Below are 16,530 nucleotides of genomic sequence, written 5' to 3'. Positions count from 1 at the left end.
TCTGAACCTTAGGGCATGGGAGCGCCGATGATGGTGCTCACCGTCATTTTCGCCAGCTGCAGGAACGGCTGGGGGTAGAAGAAGAAGATCACCGAACAGGTGGCCGTGATGCACAGGGGCACCAGGCACCAGGTGGGCACCTCGTCCACCTTCTTTTCAAACATGGCCTCTTCGTCGGTGCAGAAGAAGGCCTTGTAGGAGATGGGCAGAAAGTAGGCGGCGTTTAAAAGGGAGCTGGCCAAAAGCACAAAGAGGAAAAAGATCTGGCCGGACTCCAGGGTGCCGATGACAAGGTTCCACTTGCTGATAAAGCCTCCCAGAGGGGGCAGCCCGATGACGGACAGGGACCCCAGCAGGAAGGCGGACATGGTGATGGGCATGCGCCGCCCGATGCCCACCATCTCGCTGATGTTCTTGATGCCCGAGGCGGCAAAGATGGCCCCGGCGCAGAAGAAGAGGGTGATCTTGCCGAAGGCGTGCATGGCGATGTGCAGCATGCCGCCGGTCATGCCGGACGGCGAGAGCAGGGCCACCCCTAAAATGATGTAGGAGAGCTGACCGATGGTGGAGAAGGCCAGCCGCCGTTTCAGCCCGTCCTGTGACAGGGCGATGAGGGACGAGACAATGATGGTAAAGGAGGCCACGTAGCAGACCAGGGTGCCCAGGCCCATCTCCGCCAGCATCTTGGTGCCGAAGACCCCGGTGATGACACGGGCCACGCAGAAGACCCCGACTTTTACCACGGCCACGGCGTGGAGCAGGGCCGAGACCGGCGTGGGCGCCACCATGGCGGCGGGCAGCCAGGAGTGAAAGGGCATGACCCCTGCCTTGGCAAAGCCGAAGACAAACATAAGCAGCAGCACGGCCATGGCGCCCTGGGAGAAGTGGCCGTTCATAAAGCCCTGGGGGGCGAACTCAAAGGTGCCGGTCTGGCTGTAGATGATCAGCATGGCCGGCAGCACCAGGCCGATGGAGGCCCCCAGGATATAGGTGATGTACTTTCTGCCCGAGCTCCTGGCCTCCCGGTCCTGGTGGTGGGTCACCAGGGGGTAGGTGGCAAAGGAGAGCATCTCGTAGAAGAGGTAGAGGGTCAGAAGGTTCCCTGCAAAGGCGACGCCCAGGGTGGCGGACAGGGAGAGGGCAAAGCAGGCGTAGTAGCGGGTCTGCCCGTGCTCTTTTAAGGTCCTCATGTACCCGATGGAGTACATGGAGGTGACGATCCACAGGCTGGAGGAGACCAGGGCAAAGAGCATGCCGAAGGCATCCACCCTGAACTCAATGGCCAGCCCGGGGAGCACCTCGGCCAGGGTGCAGGCGATCTGCCCTCCCTTTAAGACAAAGGGAAGCATGGACAGGACAATGGCAAATTTTAAGATGGCTGCGACAAAGGTCCATGCCTCACGCACGTTCTCGGACCGTGCGGAGAAGATGATGGGCACCACGAAAAAGGAGACGAGAATCGCAGCAAGGGGTTTGACTGAGTAAAGCAGTTCCATATCTATGCAATCCCTGCCGGTATGGCCAGCTGAATGAGTTTCGTGACAATGTCGCCGGTATAGAGACCTAAAGCGATGAGTGAAAGGGCCGCAAGGATCAGGGGCACCACCATGGTGACCGGGGCCTCGCTCAGGGCGGGGCCGTGGTCGTGGTGGCCGTGGCCCTCTGCAAAGGGCTCGAAAAAGGCGATCTCAAAGATGCGGAAGAAGAGCACCGCGTTGACCAGGCTGCTGAAGAGAAGGGCGCCCACAAAGCCCCACTGCCCGGCGTTGATGCCGCCGGTGATGAGGTACCACTTGCTGAAGAACCCGCAGGTGGGCGGAATGCCGATGACGGCCAGGGCCGCCAGGACAAAGCCTGTCATGGTAAAGGGCATCTTGCCGAAGAGCCCCTGGAGGTCTTCGAAGCGGTCGCTCCCCAGCTTCCAGACGATGGCGCTCACGGCCATGAAGAGGGTCAGGGTCATGGCGGCGTCGTTGATGATATGAAGGGTGGCGCCGGTGACGCCAGCCTTGTTGCCCAGCCAGAAGCCCCCCACCATGTAGCCCACCTCGGCCACGATGATGTAGGTGAGCATCCGGGAGAGCCGCCGCTGCATCAGGGCCAGAAGGGACCCGGTGACGATGGCCGCCACCGCCAGCCAGACGATGGCCTCGGAGAGCAGGGCCCGGGAGAAGGTGAACTCCGGGGTAAAGACCGTGAGCCCCACCCTTACCATGGCGTAGATCATCACCTTGGTGGTCAGCGGGGCGATGAGCCCGGCCGAGGCCGAGGGCGCGTTGCTGTATGCGTTGGGCAGCCAGCCGTGCAAGGGGAAGAGAGCCATCTTCACAAAGAGCCCGGCCATGCAGATGATCAGGGCCAGGAAAAGGGTCCCCGAGCCTGTAAGGGTGGGCATCAGGCGGGCGATATCAGCCATGTTCAGGGTGCCGGTGGCGATGTAGATGTAGCCGATGCCCAGAAGGTAAAAGGAGGCGCCGATGGTGCCCATGAAGAGATAGTTGAGGCTGGACAGCGGGGCCCGCTCCTTGCCCAGGCCGATGAGGGCGTAGCCGGTGAGGGAGCCGATCTCCAGGAGAACGTAGAGGTTGAAGGCGTCGCCTGTGGCCACGATGCCCACCATGCCGGCCAGAAAGAGAAGGTACAGGGCCAGGTAGGCGCTGAGCTTGTCGGAAAAGTCCTTCTCGATCCAGGTCTTGGCGCTGATGAGGTTCAAGAGGGCCACGGACAGGATCACCACAAGGACCGGTGCGTTAAGGTAGTCAATGACGTAGACGATGCCGATGGGAGGGCGCCATCCCGCCATTTTGTAAACAATGGGGCCTGCTGCCATGACCTGGGCGCAGAGGCCGACGGAAACCGCCAGGGCCCCGGCCAGAGAGGCCACGGCCAGGGGAAAGCACCAGCGCCGGTCGATCCACCCCATGGCGGAGACGATGAGCGCCGACAGCAGCGGTATGATAATCAGGAGTGCCGGAAAATGCTGTGTCATTCTTACTGTCCTGCCTGCATGCGAATCTGGTGGTTGATGTCATCCTCTTCCAGGGTGCCGTACTGCCGAAAGATCTTGATGGCCAGGGCCAGGGCCACACCGAGGGTGGCAACAGAGACCACAATGGCCGTGAGCATCAGGCAGTGGGGAAGGGGGTTGATGTAGTCCGCCGCGTGGACAGCCGCGTGGCCCCCGCCGTGGGCGTCGCCCATGATGATGGGCAGGGTCCCCTCCTTTTTGTAAGCAATGGAGACGTAAAAGAGGATGATGGCGGTCTGGAAGATGTTCATGCCGATGATTTTTTTCACCAGGTTGTTCTTGGCGATCATGGCGTAGAGGCCGATCATCATGAGGATGGTGTAGATCCAGTAGTTGTATTTGGCCGCAAGGAGCGGCAACAGGTCGGTCATGATATCAGAGCCCCTCGTCGTGTTTCCCTGCCGAGGACAGGTTGTAGTAAATCCAGATAATCACCGCCATGACGGCAAAGGCCACCCCGATCTCCACGATGAGGATGCCGTGGGAACGCGCCATCACCGCATCGACCCCCAGAAGGGGGGCCAGGGCTTCGTAGTTGAGGAAGTTGGCCCCGAACAGGAGGCACAGGGCCCCGGTGCCCGCGTAGATGAGAACGCCCAGGGAGCCGAACAGGGCCGCGATCTTTTCGGGAAAGCGCCGGATGGCGCGCCGCAGGTCGTGACTGATGGCGTACAGGATGATGGACGCCGCCAAAAGCACCCCGCCCTGGAACCCGCCCCCGGGGCTGTAGTGGCCGTGGGCCACCACGTAGAGGGCGAAGATCTGGATAAAGGGGATCACAAGGCGGCAGGTGTTTTTGATGATGATCTGATGGGGCACGAAATGGGAGTCCAGGCGTCGGAAGACCTTGGAGTCTTCCGCCGGGAGCTTGCCCCCTTCCTTGATGTGCAAGGTCACCCCCGTGGGCAGGTGCCGGTACATGCGGGTGGTCTCTTCCGGACCTTTTTTCCGGCGCAGCAGAAAGAAGCAGGCCAGGCCCGCGGCAAAGACCACCGTGGTCTCGAACATCGTATCATAGCCACGGTAGTCGGCCAGGACGCTGGTGACCACGTTGGGAGCGTGGGTGTCGGCCTGTCCGTGTTCCAGGTAGTAGGGCGAAAGGTAGGTGTTCGCCGGAGAGTCTGCATCACCAAAATCGGGGAAGGCCCCGGTGTGGAAGATGATGAGCCCGCCCGTGAGGACGACGGCGATGATGGCTAAAAATCTCAATCTTTGGTCCTCCGTGTGGTGTGGAAGACGGCTGCCACGCAAAAGACGGTGCTGACGCCCGCCCCGACGGCTGCTTCGGTGAATGCAACGTCCACAGCCCCCATGACGGCCCAGGCAAGGCACATGAGAAAGCTGTAGGCGCTGAAGACAATGGCGGCTCCGAGGAGGTCCTTGACGGCCAGGGCGCCGATGCCGCTGATGACCACAAGGGTGAGTATCGCCAGATCAATGGGTATCGTCATCGCTGCCTCCGTTATTCTTTTTTGTCCACGGAGCCAGTCCCGCCCGGATGCCGGCGTCCACGATGGCGTGGGTGGCGGTGGGGCTGGTGATGTAGACGAAGATGACTATGAGGATGAGTTTTATGGCCGTGAGGATGGTGGTCCCGGAGAGGCCGTGGTGGCTGAGGACAAAAAGGGCCAGGCCGCTCATGGAGAGGAGCAGGCCCATGGAGTCGATCATCCCGGCGGGATGGAGCCGGGAGTAAAAATCGGGGAATCGGATCACGCCCACGGCTCCGGCAAAAAAGAAGAAGATGCCCAGGGCGATGAGCAGAAGGCTTAAGATGGTCATAATCGTTCGTCGCTCCTTATTTCTGGGTGAGGGACTCGCCGTGGAGCCCCTTTTTCTTGTGGAAATAGCGGGCCGACGCCAGAACCGTGATGAAGTTCAGCAGGGCGTAGGCCAGGGAGATGTCCACAAACATGTCCACCCGGTCAAAGAGAAGCCCGATAATGACCAGCAGCACCGTGGTCTTGGTGCCCAGGGCGTTGATGCCGATGATGCGGTCCAGAATGGTGGGCCCTGCTATGGCGCGGTAGAGCGAGAGCAGAGAGATCAGGCAGATGGCAATGGCTGCGCAGAGAAAAAAATCAGTCATGGTCCTCTCCGAATACGGTTGCGACGCGTTTCTCCATCTCGCCGGGCAGGGGCTCGGCCGACGCGTCGTCGATGGCGTGTACCACATAATCCCCGAAGACGGAGAGGGAGACCGTGATGGTTCCGGGGGTCAGGGTGATGGAGTTGGCAAAGGTCACCAGGCCCATGTCATCGCTCATGCGGCTTCGGAACTGGATGAGCTTTGGGTTGATCTCATCAAGCAGCCTGGGATGAAAGACAAGCTTGAGGAGGTGGAGGTTTGCCAGGACAATCTCTTTGATGAGCCACGGGAGGTAGAGGAAAAAGCGCAGCCAGAGGCCGGGCATTCCCTTGAATGTGGTGGCGGTGATGAGAAGATCCGATGAGAAGAGTGAGACGATCACGCAGGAGATGACGCCAAGGGAGAGGTGGAAAATGTCGAGTTTTCCCGACAAGGCCACCCAGGTTGTCATCATGACCGCGAAGGTGACCGCAAAGGGGACCAGCCTGAAGCCGTTATCGACTTTTTTCCGGCCCGCGTGCGGCGGCGGGGTGTTCATTTGTCTTGTCACAGTTGTTACCTTCCTCAGTGTTGACACTGTCGCTGAGACAACCCGGGGGATGATCCGGGGCAGTGTCAGAAATGTCGGGCAGAAGCGCCCGCGTGTCACGGACCATGGACACGGTTGACGAACGTGTCCGCTCGTCACACCTTACGGTCGGTGCGGGTGCATCATCTATCCGGGAAGTATGTGGGGGCTCGGCCGGAAAATAATAGTGATACAGCGTAAAGTATTGGGCAGGCAGTACTCAAAGAGTGCTGTTTTATTAGCCAATGCGTGTATATTTTATTTTTCTCATAGCCCTCAACTGCTCGAAATGCACGCTGAGACCGAGTAAACCAGGGCCTTGCAGAGGTGTGACGACCGTGGATAAATGGGTATTCTGCAAAAGATCATTTGGGGTGTCAAGAAGTTTCCGCGATTGATGAATATGTTCAATTAAATTTATGAATTAGCATTAAAAAAAACGCCGTAAGTTGCTGATAAATATACCTACCTTTTCGCCTTTGGCGCATTGTGTCGCCAAGGAACATCCCCCTTTAGTTCCCTGCCTTTTTTGGGTTTTCCTTTCCGGGAAACATGTTCATGCCTTTGGTCCTGTTCCTCCTATTGCTTGCTGTAAATGACTTTGGTGAGCTTGTTCTGTTCAGCCTCATGTTACTGATATCTTGTCTTATGTGTCAGTATGTTTGGCGCCGGATTACCTGACTCCGGCGCCAGTATGCGTTGTTTGATTAAGGAAGTAAAACCGGCATGCCCATCATGGGCCAGACAATCAGGACAAACAGGGCGGTAACCACCATGAGGATCAGGCTCGCGATGAGTCCGTAGGAGAAAAATTCACCGGTGGTGAACTGTCCGGAGTCGTAGGCGATGGCGTTGGGGGCTGCCCCCACCAGAAGGATAAAGGGCATGCCCGCCGTGATGAGGGACGCAAAGAGAATCACCTCCGGGGCCACTCCCAGGTAGGGGGCGATGACCAGGGCCACGGGCAGGGAGATGGCAATGGCCGCCACGTTCATGATGAAGTTGGTCATCACCATGACAAAAAAAGCGATGCTCATGACAAAGACGAACCAGTGGGCTTCCTTAAACAGGGTAAGCCAGTTCACCGCCATCCACTGGGCCGCCCCGGTCTCCCAGAGACAGAACCCGATGCTCATGGCGCCGCCGAAAAGAAGGATGATGTTCCAGGGGATGGCCTCCAGGTCCTTGATGTCCAATATGTTGAGGACAAAAAAGAGGATGGTGGAGACCAGGATGATGGCGGTTTTGTTGACACCGGACAGGGCCGGGATAAAGGCCCGCATGGAGAGGCAGAAGATGCAGCCGAAGATGATGATGGCCGACACCACCTCGGTGCGACTCAAGGCGCCCATCTCTTTGAGCATAAAGGCCGAACGCTCCTTGATGCCTTCGATGCGGGTCTTTTCCGGCCGGAAAAAGAGCATGATAAAGGCCCAGAGGACGAAGACCATGATCCATCCCACGGGGGCCATGTAATAGGTGAGCCCGAAAAAGGAGACCTCACGGCCCACGATGTCCCGGAAAAAGCCCACGGCCACCGCTCCCCTGGCCGCCCCCAGCAGGGTGATGATGGAGCCGGCCCCGGCCACCCAGGCCATGCCGATGAAGAGGCCCTTGCCGAAGCGGGTGGGCTCGCGGTCGTCGGCGTACATGGCGTGGATGGTGAGCAGCAGCGGGTACATGGTGGCGGCCACGGCCGTGTGGGCCATGATGTGGGTGAGGGCGGCCGTCACCACAAAGCTGCCCAGGTAGATCATGCTGGTGCGCTCTCCCACGATGGAGAGCATTTTGTAGGCGATGCGGCGGGTGAGCCCTGTCTTGGTGAACACCATGCCGATGACCAACGAGGCGAAGATGAAGAGGACCGACGGGTCCATGAAGTCTTTAAACGCCTTGTTGGCGGGCCGGATCATGAACATGACCTGCAGCACCCCGATGGTGAGGCTGGTGACCCCGATGGGCAGGACCTCAAAGATCCACCAGATCCCCGCCAGGAGAAAGACGGCGATGGCCCCCTTGGCCTCGGTGGTGAGGGCAAAGCGTTTGCCGTTGGGGTCGACGGCGTCGGGCCAGGCGGAGCTGTAGTAAACCAGGACAAAAAGGCCCAGCCCCAGGCCGAGAAAGAAGATGCGTTTCCAGTCAATGGGCCGTGTTTCGGCCTGAAGGGTTTCCGTTACCATAAATAAACCTCCATGCAGGGAGTCTCGAGAAGGTGGCGTCCGCCCCGAAGGGGGGCGGAGTGGTGCGCTCAGGGCCCGTTACCAGCCTTTTTTTTCAATGATGTTGTTGATCTCCGCATCGCGGATGCGGGCCTCGTGGTCGCACTTGAGCTTGTAGGCCGCCTCGAGTTTTTCGGCGATGACGCCGATGTCGCAGGGCTTCATGAGAAAATCCAGGGCCCCTGCCTTCATGCCGGTGATGGCCCGTTCCACCGTGGCCTCCCCGGTGAGCATGAGCACCGGGATGAGCGGGTGGTCGGCCTTGATGCGGACCAGGGTCTCGCAGCCGTCGAGTCCGGGCATGAGGACATCGAGGATCACCATGTCTGTGAGGCCCTCGGTGAGGATCTCCAGGGCCTCCTCCCCGGAATAGGCCACCTTGGTTTTGAAATTCCGCAGCTCCAGGCGCTTGGCCAGGGTGTTGGCGAACTCTTTTTCGTCGTCCACCACAAGTACATGGGGTGTGTAGGTCATCTTTTCTTTCTCCTCCAAATTAAGGTGTCGGCGCGGGGTGCGGTGCGTTGCCGCCATGCGCTGTCTCTTAGGCTTTGGCCGGGGTCTTTTCGGCGCGGTTTGCCCGGATCTTGTCGTAGGCCGCTTTCATGGTCTCGGTGAGGCGCTCGATGTCCGCGGGTTTCTGCAGGTAGGCAAAGGCCCCCATGGCAAGGCAGCGCTTGCGGTCCTCTTCGGATCCGTGGCCCGTGAGGATGATCACCTCCACGTGGGGGCGATTGGCCTTCATGTTCTTGAGCACGTCGTAGCCGTTGACGCCGGGCATCTTGAGGTCCAGGACCATGACGTCGGTCTCCTCCTTGCCGGCCATGGCCAGGGCCTCTTCCCCGCCATAGGCCACGGAGGTGGTCACCTCCCGCATGCGGAGCCGCTCGGACAGGGTCTGGACAAACTCTTTTTCATCGTCCACCAGAAGGACCCGGGGCGGGGTGGGCAGGTCGAAGTCGTACATGACGTTGGCCTTGTAGAACCCCTTGCCGATACGGGTCTCCACGGATGTCACCCCGTTGATGCGCGCGGCGTCGGCCTCCACCTTCTGCTTGAATTTTCCCAGCATGAGGACGTTTTTGTTGATGGTCACGGTCACGTGGCCGTCCCTTGCCTCGGCGGTGAGCCCTTCTCCGGTGTCGACGAGGGCCTGTTCCACCCGGGCTGCCAGGGAGAAATCCGCTGCGAGCCGAGCCCCCTCTTCGGGGTCCACCTCAATGCGGGAGAGGCTCTCGGTGATGAGGCTTAATGCCTCGGGCACCGGGGTCTTGTCCGTGGGGATGACCACGTCATACAGCTCAGGATCCCAGGCGCTCTTGCCGTGGAGGGCGCTGCACCAGAGTTGGGCCGCCTCGTCCAGGGCCTGGATCCGTGCGGTGGCATCTTTGTCCGTGATGTTGCGGGCCTCCCGGGCATTTTCGATGCGTCGTTTTTTGTCGGTGATGATGAGGGTGCGTAGCACCGGGGTGAGGGAGGCCGGGACGAGATGGCCGCTCAGACCGTGGAGGATGATGTCGCCTTCGGCCAGGAGTTCGGCCAGGGTGAGCTTGACGGCAGCCAGGCTCTTTTCACGCTCCTTGGTAAAGGTGTTGAAGGTGGGGGTCTGTCCTTTGAGGATCTTGAGGAGGGAGGCCTCTTTCAGCCCTTCGCGCTGGGCGGTGAGGGTGATGATCTCCCGGTCCGTGAATACCTTCATGCCGGTGGCGCTGCTGAGGGCGTCGACAATGGCTCCGGCTTGGCTGAAGGCGCCGTTGGTGATGGTGATGGAAGGCATATGCGGCTCCTTGCAATGTGGGTTGTTGATGAATTGATTCAGTTAAATTGATGGATTGCAAGGGGTGTGCCATGTGTGGAATGCTTATTTATAACGGTGGGTTGTGTGGCGGGAGAGTGGGGTGGGAGATATCGATAGAAACAAAATGAAACTAAATGAAACAAACAATTTGAAACAATACGGGACGAGAAAGGGTGTGCCGGGGCAGGGCACTGTTCGTTCAATGGTGGCTGTGTACCTCAAACATGCCCCCAACGACTCTGCCCGGTGGCCAAATGTTTAATCCGCCTTAGCCATTGGGGTTTCCAGGTGCTTTCGCCACCCTTGCCTCCGGCGGGTCGCTTTTTTGGAAAAAAGCTCCGCAAAAAACTTTTGTAATGCAAAAAGTGGAAATTATTTCGGCGGAGCCTGGAAAGGCTTTCTTAAGATCTGTTTATCAAACTTTTTAAAAGTTTGGCCCCCGGCAGGGCCGCCGGAGGCAAAGAGGGGCTAACCCCGTTTCAGGGTGAGGCAAAGGGTGTGGTGGGTGTGGGAGAGGGAACCGTCGAGGTCCTGGGCCAGGGCGCTTAAAGCCCCGGGCAGTTCCATGGCATCGTGGCCCTGAAAGGTGAGGGCAAGGGTAGACTCGCCAAGGGTCGGGGTGATGTCTGTTTCCCGGGCCTGCTGCGGGTGGCTTGCGGCTTCCAGGAGGCGAAAGATGAGTAGCCGCAGCTTCATGGGGTCGGCCTGGACCGTGGCGGAGGGGGCGGGCGCGGTGAGTCGTCCGTGGAACCGTCGCCGGGTGAGGCAGACCACCTCCTCCAGGGCGGCCCCGGCATCGGCAGGGCCGCCGGGACCGGGATCCGGGGCGTGGGCCAGGCTGTTGAGCCGGGCGAGGAGCTCCCGGCCCCGTACCACCTGGGCCTCCACGGCGGCGATGCTTTTTTCCAGCTGTTCCGGTGGGAGCTCGCCGCTGCCCTTAAGATGGAGAAGATCCGAGAGGAGCCCCGCGTGTTCATTGATGATGGCCAGCACGTTCATGAGGTCGTGGGTGGCTGGGGCGGTGACGGCCCCCATGAGGACCGTGGTCTCCTGGTCAGGGGTCAGGCTCATGATGCGACAACCTCCTTGAGCTTGTCCAAGAGGTCTTCGATGGCCAGGGGTTTCATGAGGTAGTCCACAGCGCCCAGGCGCATTCCTTCCATGCCCTCCCGGGTGGAGCCGTGGCCGGTGAGAAGGATCACGGGCAGGTCCGGGGCGATGTGGCGGATATGTTTCAGGGTCTCCAGGCCGTTCATGCCCGGCATGAGGAGGTCCAGGATCACCACGTCAAAGGTCTCCTGGCGGATCAGGGCAAGCCCGGTGTCCCCGTCTTCGGCCGTGGCGGTTGAAAATCCCCTGATATCCAGGCGCTCGGCCAGTGTGGTGACAAACTCCCGTTCATCGTCAATCAGCAGGACATGGGTGGTCATGGGGTGGATCCTCCTTTGCGTGTGTCGGCCGGGGGCTTTTCAGGCAGCGTCACCGTAAAGGTGGTGCCCTCCCCCTGCCGGGTGTTCAATGTGATGGTGCCCCCGAGTTTCTTGAGGATGCCGTAGGTGATGGAGAGGCCCAGGCCGGTGCCGTTGCCTTTTTTGGTGGAGAAGAAGGGGTCGAAGATGCGTTTGGCCACATCCTCGGTCATGCCGCAGCCGTTGTCCGCGACGGTGACCGTGACTCCCTTCCCCTGGGTGGGCATGGAGGCGAGCCTCACGGTGCCGCCGTCTTCCACGGCGGCAAAGGCGTTGGTGAGCAGGTTGAGAAAGACCTGCTGGAGTTGTCCCCGGTCCGAGAGAATGTCGGAAAGGGACGGGTCCAGGTCGATACTGACGTCCAGTTGGCGATAGAGGGCTTCCCGTTCCAGAAAGCCCATGACCTCTTTTAATATCTCATTGATGGAGAGGGGCTCCATGAGGGTGTCGAGTTTGCGGGCAAAGCCCAGGAGACGGTGGGTGATGGTCTTGCAGCGGGAGACCGAGCCGATGATGGCCTCGGTGAGCTCTGCCAGGCGCTTCCGGTGGGGGAAGTCTTCCCCTGCGGCCACCAGGTCGTTCATGAGGCCTGCCTTTTCGTTGATGATGGCAAGGGGGTTGTTGATCTCGTGGGCCACCCCTGCGGCCAGGCGGCCGATGGAGGAAAGTTTCTGGTTGTGCTGCAGCTCGGTGAGGGCCGTCTCCCGACGCTCGTCCGACTCTTTGATGCGCCGCACCAGGGTGCCGGTCATCTTCACCACCATGAAGATGATCACCAGAAGGCTCAAGGCATAAACCAGAAGGGCGTCGGACTTCAGGGCATACCAGGACCTCAGCACCACGGAGCGCGGCTTGGCGATGACCAGAACGTAATCGGCGTTGTTGAAGCCGGAGCAGGCCAGAAGGATCTGGCGGCCGTCGGGGTCGGTGGTCTCCGACACAAAGGTGCTCCGGGTGCCCGTGGGGATGGTGAGGCGGCAGGCCTTGAGGGTTTTGCCGTACAGGGCGGAGTTGGTCTGCATGATCCCTTCGGAGTTGACGAGAAAGGCGTCGCTCTGGGGAGAGAGCCTCAGGCTTCCCAACAGGGTGTAGAAGCGTTCCGTGTCGATGGTGGCCCTGATGATCCAGTTGGTGCCGTCGTCGGTGTACCGCTGCACGGCCAGCACGATGTGGGGGAGCTGGCGGTGGCCCATGAAGACGTTGCTGATGTAGGAGCCCTTGACCAGCACCTCCTGGAAGGAGCGCTGGCTGGCGTAGTTTTTCCCCGCCAGGTTGTAAGGTCCGGCGTAGCTCACCAGGTCCCCGTCCGCGTTGATGATGGCCAGGTCCACAAACCCGCCCAGCTCAGTCTTCAGGATCCGCAGGAGGTGGTGCAGGGTCCGGCTGTCGTTGAGCTCCTCGAAGTCGTAGGCGTTGGCGATGAACCGCACCGTGGAGAGGCGCTCTTCAAAAAAGAGCTCAAAGGAGTGCTTGGCTTTGCTCACCGTGTTGGCCAGGGGGGTGATGAGCTCGTTTTGCAGGTGGCGTCCGTATTGAAAGTGGTTGAGGATCCCCATGACGGTCAAGGGCGTGATGGTGACCACCAGCATGGTGATGATGATGTTGCGGGTGAGGTTCCGGTAGTGGCCCGGAGAGTCGGCTCCACGGCTGAACAGGTCATCGATCTTGTCGATGAAGCTACGGATGGTCCACATGGCGTCCCTCCACAATGCGGTCGAAGAGCATCTCCCCTTCGGAGAGGTCCCCTTGAAGGTGGTGGATGAGGGCCTTTTCCCACGGCCCGGCCACAGCATCGATGACGGTGATCTTTTTCCAGGCAAGGAACTGGAAATACTCTTCCTCGATGGCGCCGCAGATTACGCAGGTGATGTTCTCGGTGAGGATGAGGTGGCAGAGTTTTTCCGCAGAGGCCTGGGGCAGCACCACTGTCTTGTCCTCGGTGTCGCCGCCCCGGAGCAGGGTGACGATGTGCACCTCGGCGGCCAGATCAAAGCGGGGGGCCACCTCATCGGCGGCGATGGGGATGAGGATCTTTGTTAACATAGGGAAAACTGTATCATAGGGTTTTAAATTGTTTCAAGCGCTTAAAGTGTTTGCGTTAAAGCGTGCCTCCGGCGGCGAGGTGAGCCACCTCGAAAGCTTATTGCCCTTGCGCTTTGCCCCTCGTTCCTCGGGTCAAAGCGCAAGGGCCTTCGGCTCGGGCTGCGCCCGACATAAACGCTGATGGTTTGTGCTGACTGGTTCACAAGCTTCGACATCACAGGATACGTTGTCGCTGCTTGCTCATTGTCGATTTAACCGTATTGCCTTCTTATGGTTGACGTGCATGGAAAAGCCTGCCTCCGGCGGCCAGGGGATTTTTGGACTAAGTGGCTTCGCCACCCCTGGACCCCAGGTTGCGAAAGCCCTTCCCCTTCGTTCCTCAGGGTGAGAGCTTCCGCGAAGGCTTCTGTGAAATTGAGCAAAACCTGTTTGTCAAACTTTTCAAAAGTTTGGCCCCCGGCAGGGCCGCCGGAGGCACCATCCTGAACACGTGCCTATTCATTGATGCCATATTGTTTCATTTTGCGCCAAAGGGTGCTGCGGCCCCAGCCCAGGGCCTTGGCCGCCTCCTGTCGCTTGCCCCGGGCCCTTTGCAGGGCGTCCAGGATCATCTCCCGCTCGGCCGTGGCCCAGGTGCGGGGGGCGGCTTGAGGCGACTGAGTGTCGGGCGTCGGAGGCGAGGAGGGCTCGATCGTCTCCGGCAGCGGTGCCTGGGGCGGTCCTTCCAAAAGGTAGGCGGGCAGGGACTCCACGTCGATGGTGGGTTCCGTTGCCATGTTGACGGCAAACTCCACGATGTTTCGCAGCTCCCGGATGTTGCCGGTGAACCGGTAGTGGGCGAGCAGGGCCAGGGCGTCCCGGGAGAACCCGGTGACCCGCTTGCCGAGCTGGCGCCGGTAGATTTCCAGAAAGTGGTCCAGGAGGATGCGGATGTCCCCTTTGCGCTCCCGTAAGGGGGGCAGGTGGACCCGGGCCACGTTGAGGCGGAAGAGCAGGTCCTGGCGAAAGGTCCCTTGGGTCACCATCTGCTCCAGGTTGCGGTGGGTGGCGGCGATGACGCGGACGTTGGCGTGGAAGGGGCGGGTTTCGCCCAGGGGGTAGATCACCTGGTCGTCCAGGAAGGTGAGCAGCTTCACCTGCAGGGCCAGGGGAAGATCCCCCACCTCCGTGAGGAAGAGGGTGCCGTTGTGGGCCATGCGGAATCGGCCGGGCTTGTTTTCCACGGCTCCGGTAAAAGCGCCCTTGGCATGGCCGAAGAGCTCGCTCTCCAGAAGGGTCTCGGGAAGGGCACCGCAATTGACCTTGACAAAGGGGCCTCCGGCCCGAAGGGAGGTCTGGTGGATGGCTTCGGCCACCACGTCCTTGCCCGTGCCGGTCTCCCCGGTGATGAGAATGGAGGCGTCGCTCTGGGCGAGGATGGGCAGGGTCTGGAAGATCTTGTCCATCTTTTCGCTGCGGCCGATGATTCCTTCGAAGCTGAAGGCCTGGCTCTTCTGGCTGTCCAGGCTTCGGACCGCCCGCAGGTCTTCGATGGTTTCCATGTATCCGGTGTGGTTGCCGTTGGCGTCGGTGAGGGGGGCCAGGTTCAGCTTGACGGGCAGGCGCACCCGGTCCCGGTTGATGATGTCGCTCTCGCAGGGGGCCGGGGCCGTGACCACCCCATTTTGCCTGGGGCAGTTCTCCACACAGGCGCGGCTTCTTACCACATGGCGGCACGGCATGCCGTAGGCGTCGCTCCGGGAAAAGCCGGTGAGGGCCTCAAAGGCGCGGTTGAGCCAGACAATGTTTAAGTCCTTGTCCATCACCGCCGTGGCCAGGGGGATTTCATCCATGAACCGGCCGAAGGAGAGTTCGGAGGAGAGAAGGTGGACGATGGCCGGAGTGGGGACGGGCATGGGGGACTCCTTTGTCTGTTGGGTCAGCACCTGGGCCGGTGGCATGATCACGCCCCTTATCCTTTGCCTACCCGGGAAGCGGTGTCAAGGGGAATGTAAACGGCAGGCTCCCGGGAAAAAAGGGTGTCAGAAAAGTTTCCACTGTGTAAACCTGAAGCCCGAAACCACCCTGTTCCATCGGAAATTTTCAAAGGATTTCAGGTGGGGGATGCTGGCATGGGTCTTGCTCACCAAGAGAGCCATGGAACGCCGGCTCCGGGCAGGCAAGGCACCGTCAGGGTGCCGTGCCCGGGCACGACACACACCGGCACACACCGATTTACAGGGCGGAGGAAGAATACATATGACGGCCATTGTGATTTCAGGCGGTGAAAACGAGCAGGTCCGGGCGCTGGTCCGGCACCTGGAGCGGGAGACCGGCGGAGTTGCCATGGGAGATGACGAACTCATTGCCATGGCGGCCCATGGGGGCGGGGGACACCTGTCCCTGTCGTGGGCGCTTTTCGGCGTTCACCCCCTGGCGGATCGCATGGTCAAGGAGCGTGCATGCGCAAGGGCCCGGCTGTGCCGGGCCATGGCATCGGCCCTGGAGCGGGGCGTGAGGATTTTTTACGGGGACCTGGGGCACCTTCTGCAGCGGTTTCCCGTGGCCGTGTTCCGGGTCCTCATGGCCGATGTCCCCGGGGCCGGGCGTCGCAGCTGGGTAAGGCGTCGCAGGCGCCTGTTCGGGCGGAGCTTTCTCCACCACAGGTTTTACGACATGTACCTCCCCTGCGGGACCTTTTCGGTGGGGGACGCGGCCAGGGCCATCCTGGAACGGGTGGCCGTTGCCGTGGGGGATCCCGGGCGCCCCCTGACCCGGGATCGCCTGCGGCTTGCCATGGACATGGCCGAAGCCGAAATCGACCTGGTGCGCCGCGGGGTGGAGGTGGTGTTCTGGCACCACGGAGGCGGGGTGACGGTGTGGAACGCCTCGGCCCTGGACAACGCCGAGCTGGAAGCGCGGGTGAGGCGCACCTGCGCCCTGGGCTCTTTTTTGTGTCGGCGGGGCAATCCACCGCCCCTTTTTGAGGAGAGGCTTGCCTACACCCTGTCCATGCGGGTTGAAGGAGACCGAGGCCTGCCGGAGGTGATGGCAACCGTGGCCGGGCGAAACGGGGGACGCACAGCCTCATCGACCTGTGAGGTCATGGTTTACGGTGGTATCGGATGGGATGGACGGCTTGTGGTGGATCTGCCCGACTCCCTGGTGGATCCCCAGGAGGCGGTGTGGCGGCTCATGGCCCTGCACCCGGGGCGCACACTGGTGGTGCCTGCTCAGCGGTACGCCTGGCTGGCCGACCGCATGGGCCTTGAAACGGAATCGGTCCCATGGGCGGTGGATGCTCAGAAGTAAGCAAGGAGGAAAGAAGGATGCCGGGTTT

At 60.7% G+C, this 16,530-nt stretch carries 17 protein-coding genes; 1 reads left to right on the top strand and 16 read right to left on the bottom strand.

Features of this window, described 5'->3' with window-relative positions:
- Positions 1-8: 8 nt before the first annotated feature.
- The 16 genes from ACOYW0_RS09765 to ACOYW0_RS09690 form a co-directional block, all read right to left on the bottom strand.
- The gene (locus ACOYW0_RS09765) at positions 9-1,496 is read right to left on the bottom strand and encodes a monovalent cation/H+ antiporter subunit D family protein (RefSeq protein WP_482418302.1); all 1,488 of its coding nucleotides are present in this window, start codon (positions 1,494-1,496) and stop codon (positions 9-11) included.
- 2 nt (positions 1,497-1,498) lie between these two features.
- Positions 1,499-2,989 (bottom strand): proton-conducting transporter transmembrane domain-containing protein, encoded by a 1,491-nt coding sequence (locus tag ACOYW0_RS09760; protein WP_482418301.1) that lies wholly within the window; start codon positions 2,987-2,989, stop codon positions 1,499-1,501.
- A 2-nt stretch (positions 2,990-2,991) separates the two neighbouring features.
- Positions 2,992-3,399 (bottom strand): cation:proton antiporter subunit C, encoded by a 408-nt coding sequence (locus ACOYW0_RS09755; RefSeq protein ID WP_482418300.1) that lies wholly within the window; start codon positions 3,397-3,399, stop codon positions 2,992-2,994.
- A gap of 4 nt (positions 3,400-3,403) precedes the next feature.
- Complete coding sequence (locus ACOYW0_RS09750) at positions 3,404-4,237, bottom strand: Na(+)/H(+) antiporter subunit B (RefSeq protein ID WP_482418299.1); 834 nt, start codon at positions 4,235-4,237, stop codon at positions 3,404-3,406.
- Positions 4,234-4,479 carry a Na(+)/H(+) antiporter subunit B gene (locus ACOYW0_RS09745; protein WP_180137635.1) on the bottom strand — a complete coding sequence of 82 codons (246 nt, stop codon included), beginning with the start codon at positions 4,477-4,479 and terminating at the stop codon, positions 4,234-4,236. The genes ACOYW0_RS09750 and ACOYW0_RS09745 overlap by 4 nt, the downstream gene beginning before the upstream one ends.
- The gene (mnhG, locus tag ACOYW0_RS09740) at positions 4,463-4,810 is read right to left on the bottom strand and encodes a monovalent cation/H(+) antiporter subunit G (RefSeq protein WP_482418298.1); all 348 of its coding nucleotides are present in this window, start codon (positions 4,808-4,810) and stop codon (positions 4,463-4,465) included. The genes ACOYW0_RS09745 and mnhG overlap by 17 nt, the downstream gene beginning before the upstream one ends.
- A gap of 16 nt (positions 4,811-4,826) precedes the next feature.
- Positions 4,827-5,117, bottom strand: coding sequence for an MrpF/PhaF family protein (locus ACOYW0_RS09735; protein WP_180137633.1), 291 nt, complete (start codon positions 5,115-5,117; stop codon positions 4,827-4,829).
- A complete protein-coding gene (locus tag ACOYW0_RS09730; RefSeq protein WP_482418297.1) occupies positions 5,110-5,667 on the bottom strand; it encodes a Na+/H+ antiporter subunit E in 558 nt (185 codons plus the stop codon). Before ACOYW0_RS09730 ends, ACOYW0_RS09735 begins: the two co-directional genes overlap by 8 nt.
- 725 nt (positions 5,668-6,392) lie before the next feature.
- Complete coding sequence (locus ACOYW0_RS09725; RefSeq protein ID WP_482418296.1) at positions 6,393-7,865, bottom strand: SLC13 family permease; 1,473 nt, start codon at positions 7,863-7,865, stop codon at positions 6,393-6,395.
- A 78-nt stretch (positions 7,866-7,943) separates the two neighbouring features.
- Positions 7,944-8,378, bottom strand: coding sequence for a response regulator (locus tag ACOYW0_RS09720; RefSeq protein WP_180137631.1), 435 nt, complete (start codon positions 8,376-8,378; stop codon positions 7,944-7,946).
- A 67-nt stretch (positions 8,379-8,445) separates the two neighbouring features.
- A complete protein-coding gene (locus tag ACOYW0_RS09715) occupies positions 8,446-9,678 on the bottom strand; it encodes a response regulator (RefSeq protein WP_482418295.1) in 1,233 nt (410 codons plus the stop codon).
- 489 nt (positions 9,679-10,167) lie between these two features.
- Positions 10,168-10,770, bottom strand: a complete 603-nt coding sequence (locus ACOYW0_RS09710; protein ID WP_482418294.1) for a histidine kinase — start codon at positions 10,768-10,770, stop codon at positions 10,168-10,170.
- The gene (locus ACOYW0_RS09705; protein WP_482418293.1) at positions 10,767-11,129 is read right to left on the bottom strand and encodes a response regulator; all 363 of its coding nucleotides are present in this window, start codon (positions 11,127-11,129) and stop codon (positions 10,767-10,769) included. The genes ACOYW0_RS09710 and ACOYW0_RS09705 overlap by 4 nt, the downstream gene beginning before the upstream one ends.
- Positions 11,126-12,862: a sensor histidine kinase gene (locus ACOYW0_RS09700; protein ID WP_482418292.1), complete on the bottom strand. Its 1,737-nt coding sequence runs from the start codon at positions 12,860-12,862 to the stop codon at positions 11,126-11,128. The genes ACOYW0_RS09705 and ACOYW0_RS09700 overlap by 4 nt, the downstream gene beginning before the upstream one ends.
- Positions 12,846-13,211: a NifB/NifX family molybdenum-iron cluster-binding protein gene (locus ACOYW0_RS09695; RefSeq protein WP_482418291.1), complete on the bottom strand. Its 366-nt coding sequence runs from the start codon at positions 13,209-13,211 to the stop codon at positions 12,846-12,848. The genes ACOYW0_RS09700 and ACOYW0_RS09695 overlap by 17 nt, the downstream gene beginning before the upstream one ends.
- 494 nt (positions 13,212-13,705) lie before the next feature.
- A complete protein-coding gene (locus ACOYW0_RS09690; protein WP_482418827.1) occupies positions 13,706-15,151 on the bottom strand; it encodes a sigma-54 interaction domain-containing protein in 1,446 nt (481 codons plus the stop codon).
- 298 nt (positions 15,152-15,449) lie between these two features.
- Here ACOYW0_RS09690 and ACOYW0_RS09685 point away from each other — a divergent pair, with 298 nt between their 5' ends.
- Complete coding sequence (locus ACOYW0_RS09685) at positions 15,450-16,502, top strand: hypothetical protein (RefSeq protein ID WP_482418290.1); 1,053 nt, start codon at positions 15,450-15,452, stop codon at positions 16,500-16,502.
- The last annotated feature ends 28 nt before the right edge of the window (positions 16,503-16,530 follow it).

This window comes from Desulfoluna sp. HI9BLuna (assembly GCF_056829775.1).
Note: the sequence above shows the minus strand (reverse complement) of the source record. Positions and strands in the feature narration are given on the sequence as shown.

Bases quoted from the DNA above. Each gene is read 5' to 3' on its own strand.
- ACOYW0_RS09685 (WP_482418290.1), top strand. From the start codon at position 15,450: ATGACGGCCATTGTGATTTCAGGCGGTGAAAACGAGCAGGTCCGGGCG.
- ACOYW0_RS09755 (WP_482418300.1), bottom strand. From the start codon at position 3,399: ATGACCGACCTGTTGCCGCTCCTTGCGGCCAAATACAACTACTGGATC.
- ACOYW0_RS09745 (WP_180137635.1), bottom strand. From the start codon at position 4,479: ATGACGATACCCATTGATCTGGCGATACTCACCCTTGTGGTCATCAGC.
- ACOYW0_RS09720 (WP_180137631.1), bottom strand. From the start codon at position 8,378: ATGACCTACACACCCCATGTACTTGTGGTGGACGACGAAAAAGAGTTC.
- ACOYW0_RS09705 (WP_482418293.1), bottom strand. From the start codon at position 11,129: ATGACCACCCATGTCCTGCTGATTGACGATGAACGGGAGTTTGTCACC.
- ACOYW0_RS09715 (WP_482418295.1), bottom strand. From the start codon at position 9,678: ATGCCTTCCATCACCATCACCAACGGCGCCTTCAGCCAAGCCGGAGCC.
- ACOYW0_RS09710 (WP_482418294.1), bottom strand. From the start codon at position 10,770: ATGAGCCTGACCCCTGACCAGGAGACCACGGTCCTCATGGGGGCCGTC.
- ACOYW0_RS09690 (WP_482418827.1), bottom strand. From the start codon at position 15,151: ATGCCACCGGCCCAGGTGCTGACCCAACAGACAAAGGAGTCCCCCATG.
- ACOYW0_RS09725 (WP_482418296.1), bottom strand. From the start codon at position 7,865: ATGGTAACGGAAACCCTTCAGGCCGAAACACGGCCCATTGACTGGAAA.
- ACOYW0_RS09695 (WP_482418291.1), bottom strand. From the start codon at position 13,211: ATGTTAACAAAGATCCTCATCCCCATCGCCGCCGATGAGGTGGCCCCC.
- mnhG (WP_482418298.1), bottom strand. From the start codon at position 4,810: ATGACCATCTTAAGCCTTCTGCTCATCGCCCTGGGCATCTTCTTCTTT.
- ACOYW0_RS09700 (WP_482418292.1), bottom strand. From the start codon at position 12,862: ATGTGGACCATCCGTAGCTTCATCGACAAGATCGATGACCTGTTCAGC.
- ACOYW0_RS09735 (WP_180137633.1), bottom strand. From the start codon at position 5,117: ATGACTGATTTTTTTCTCTGCGCAGCCATTGCCATCTGCCTGATCTCT.
- ACOYW0_RS09765 (WP_482418302.1), bottom strand. From the start codon at position 1,496: ATGGAACTGCTTTACTCAGTCAAACCCCTTGCTGCGATTCTCGTCTCC.
- ACOYW0_RS09760 (WP_482418301.1), bottom strand. From the start codon at position 2,989: ATGACACAGCATTTTCCGGCACTCCTGATTATCATACCGCTGCTGTCG.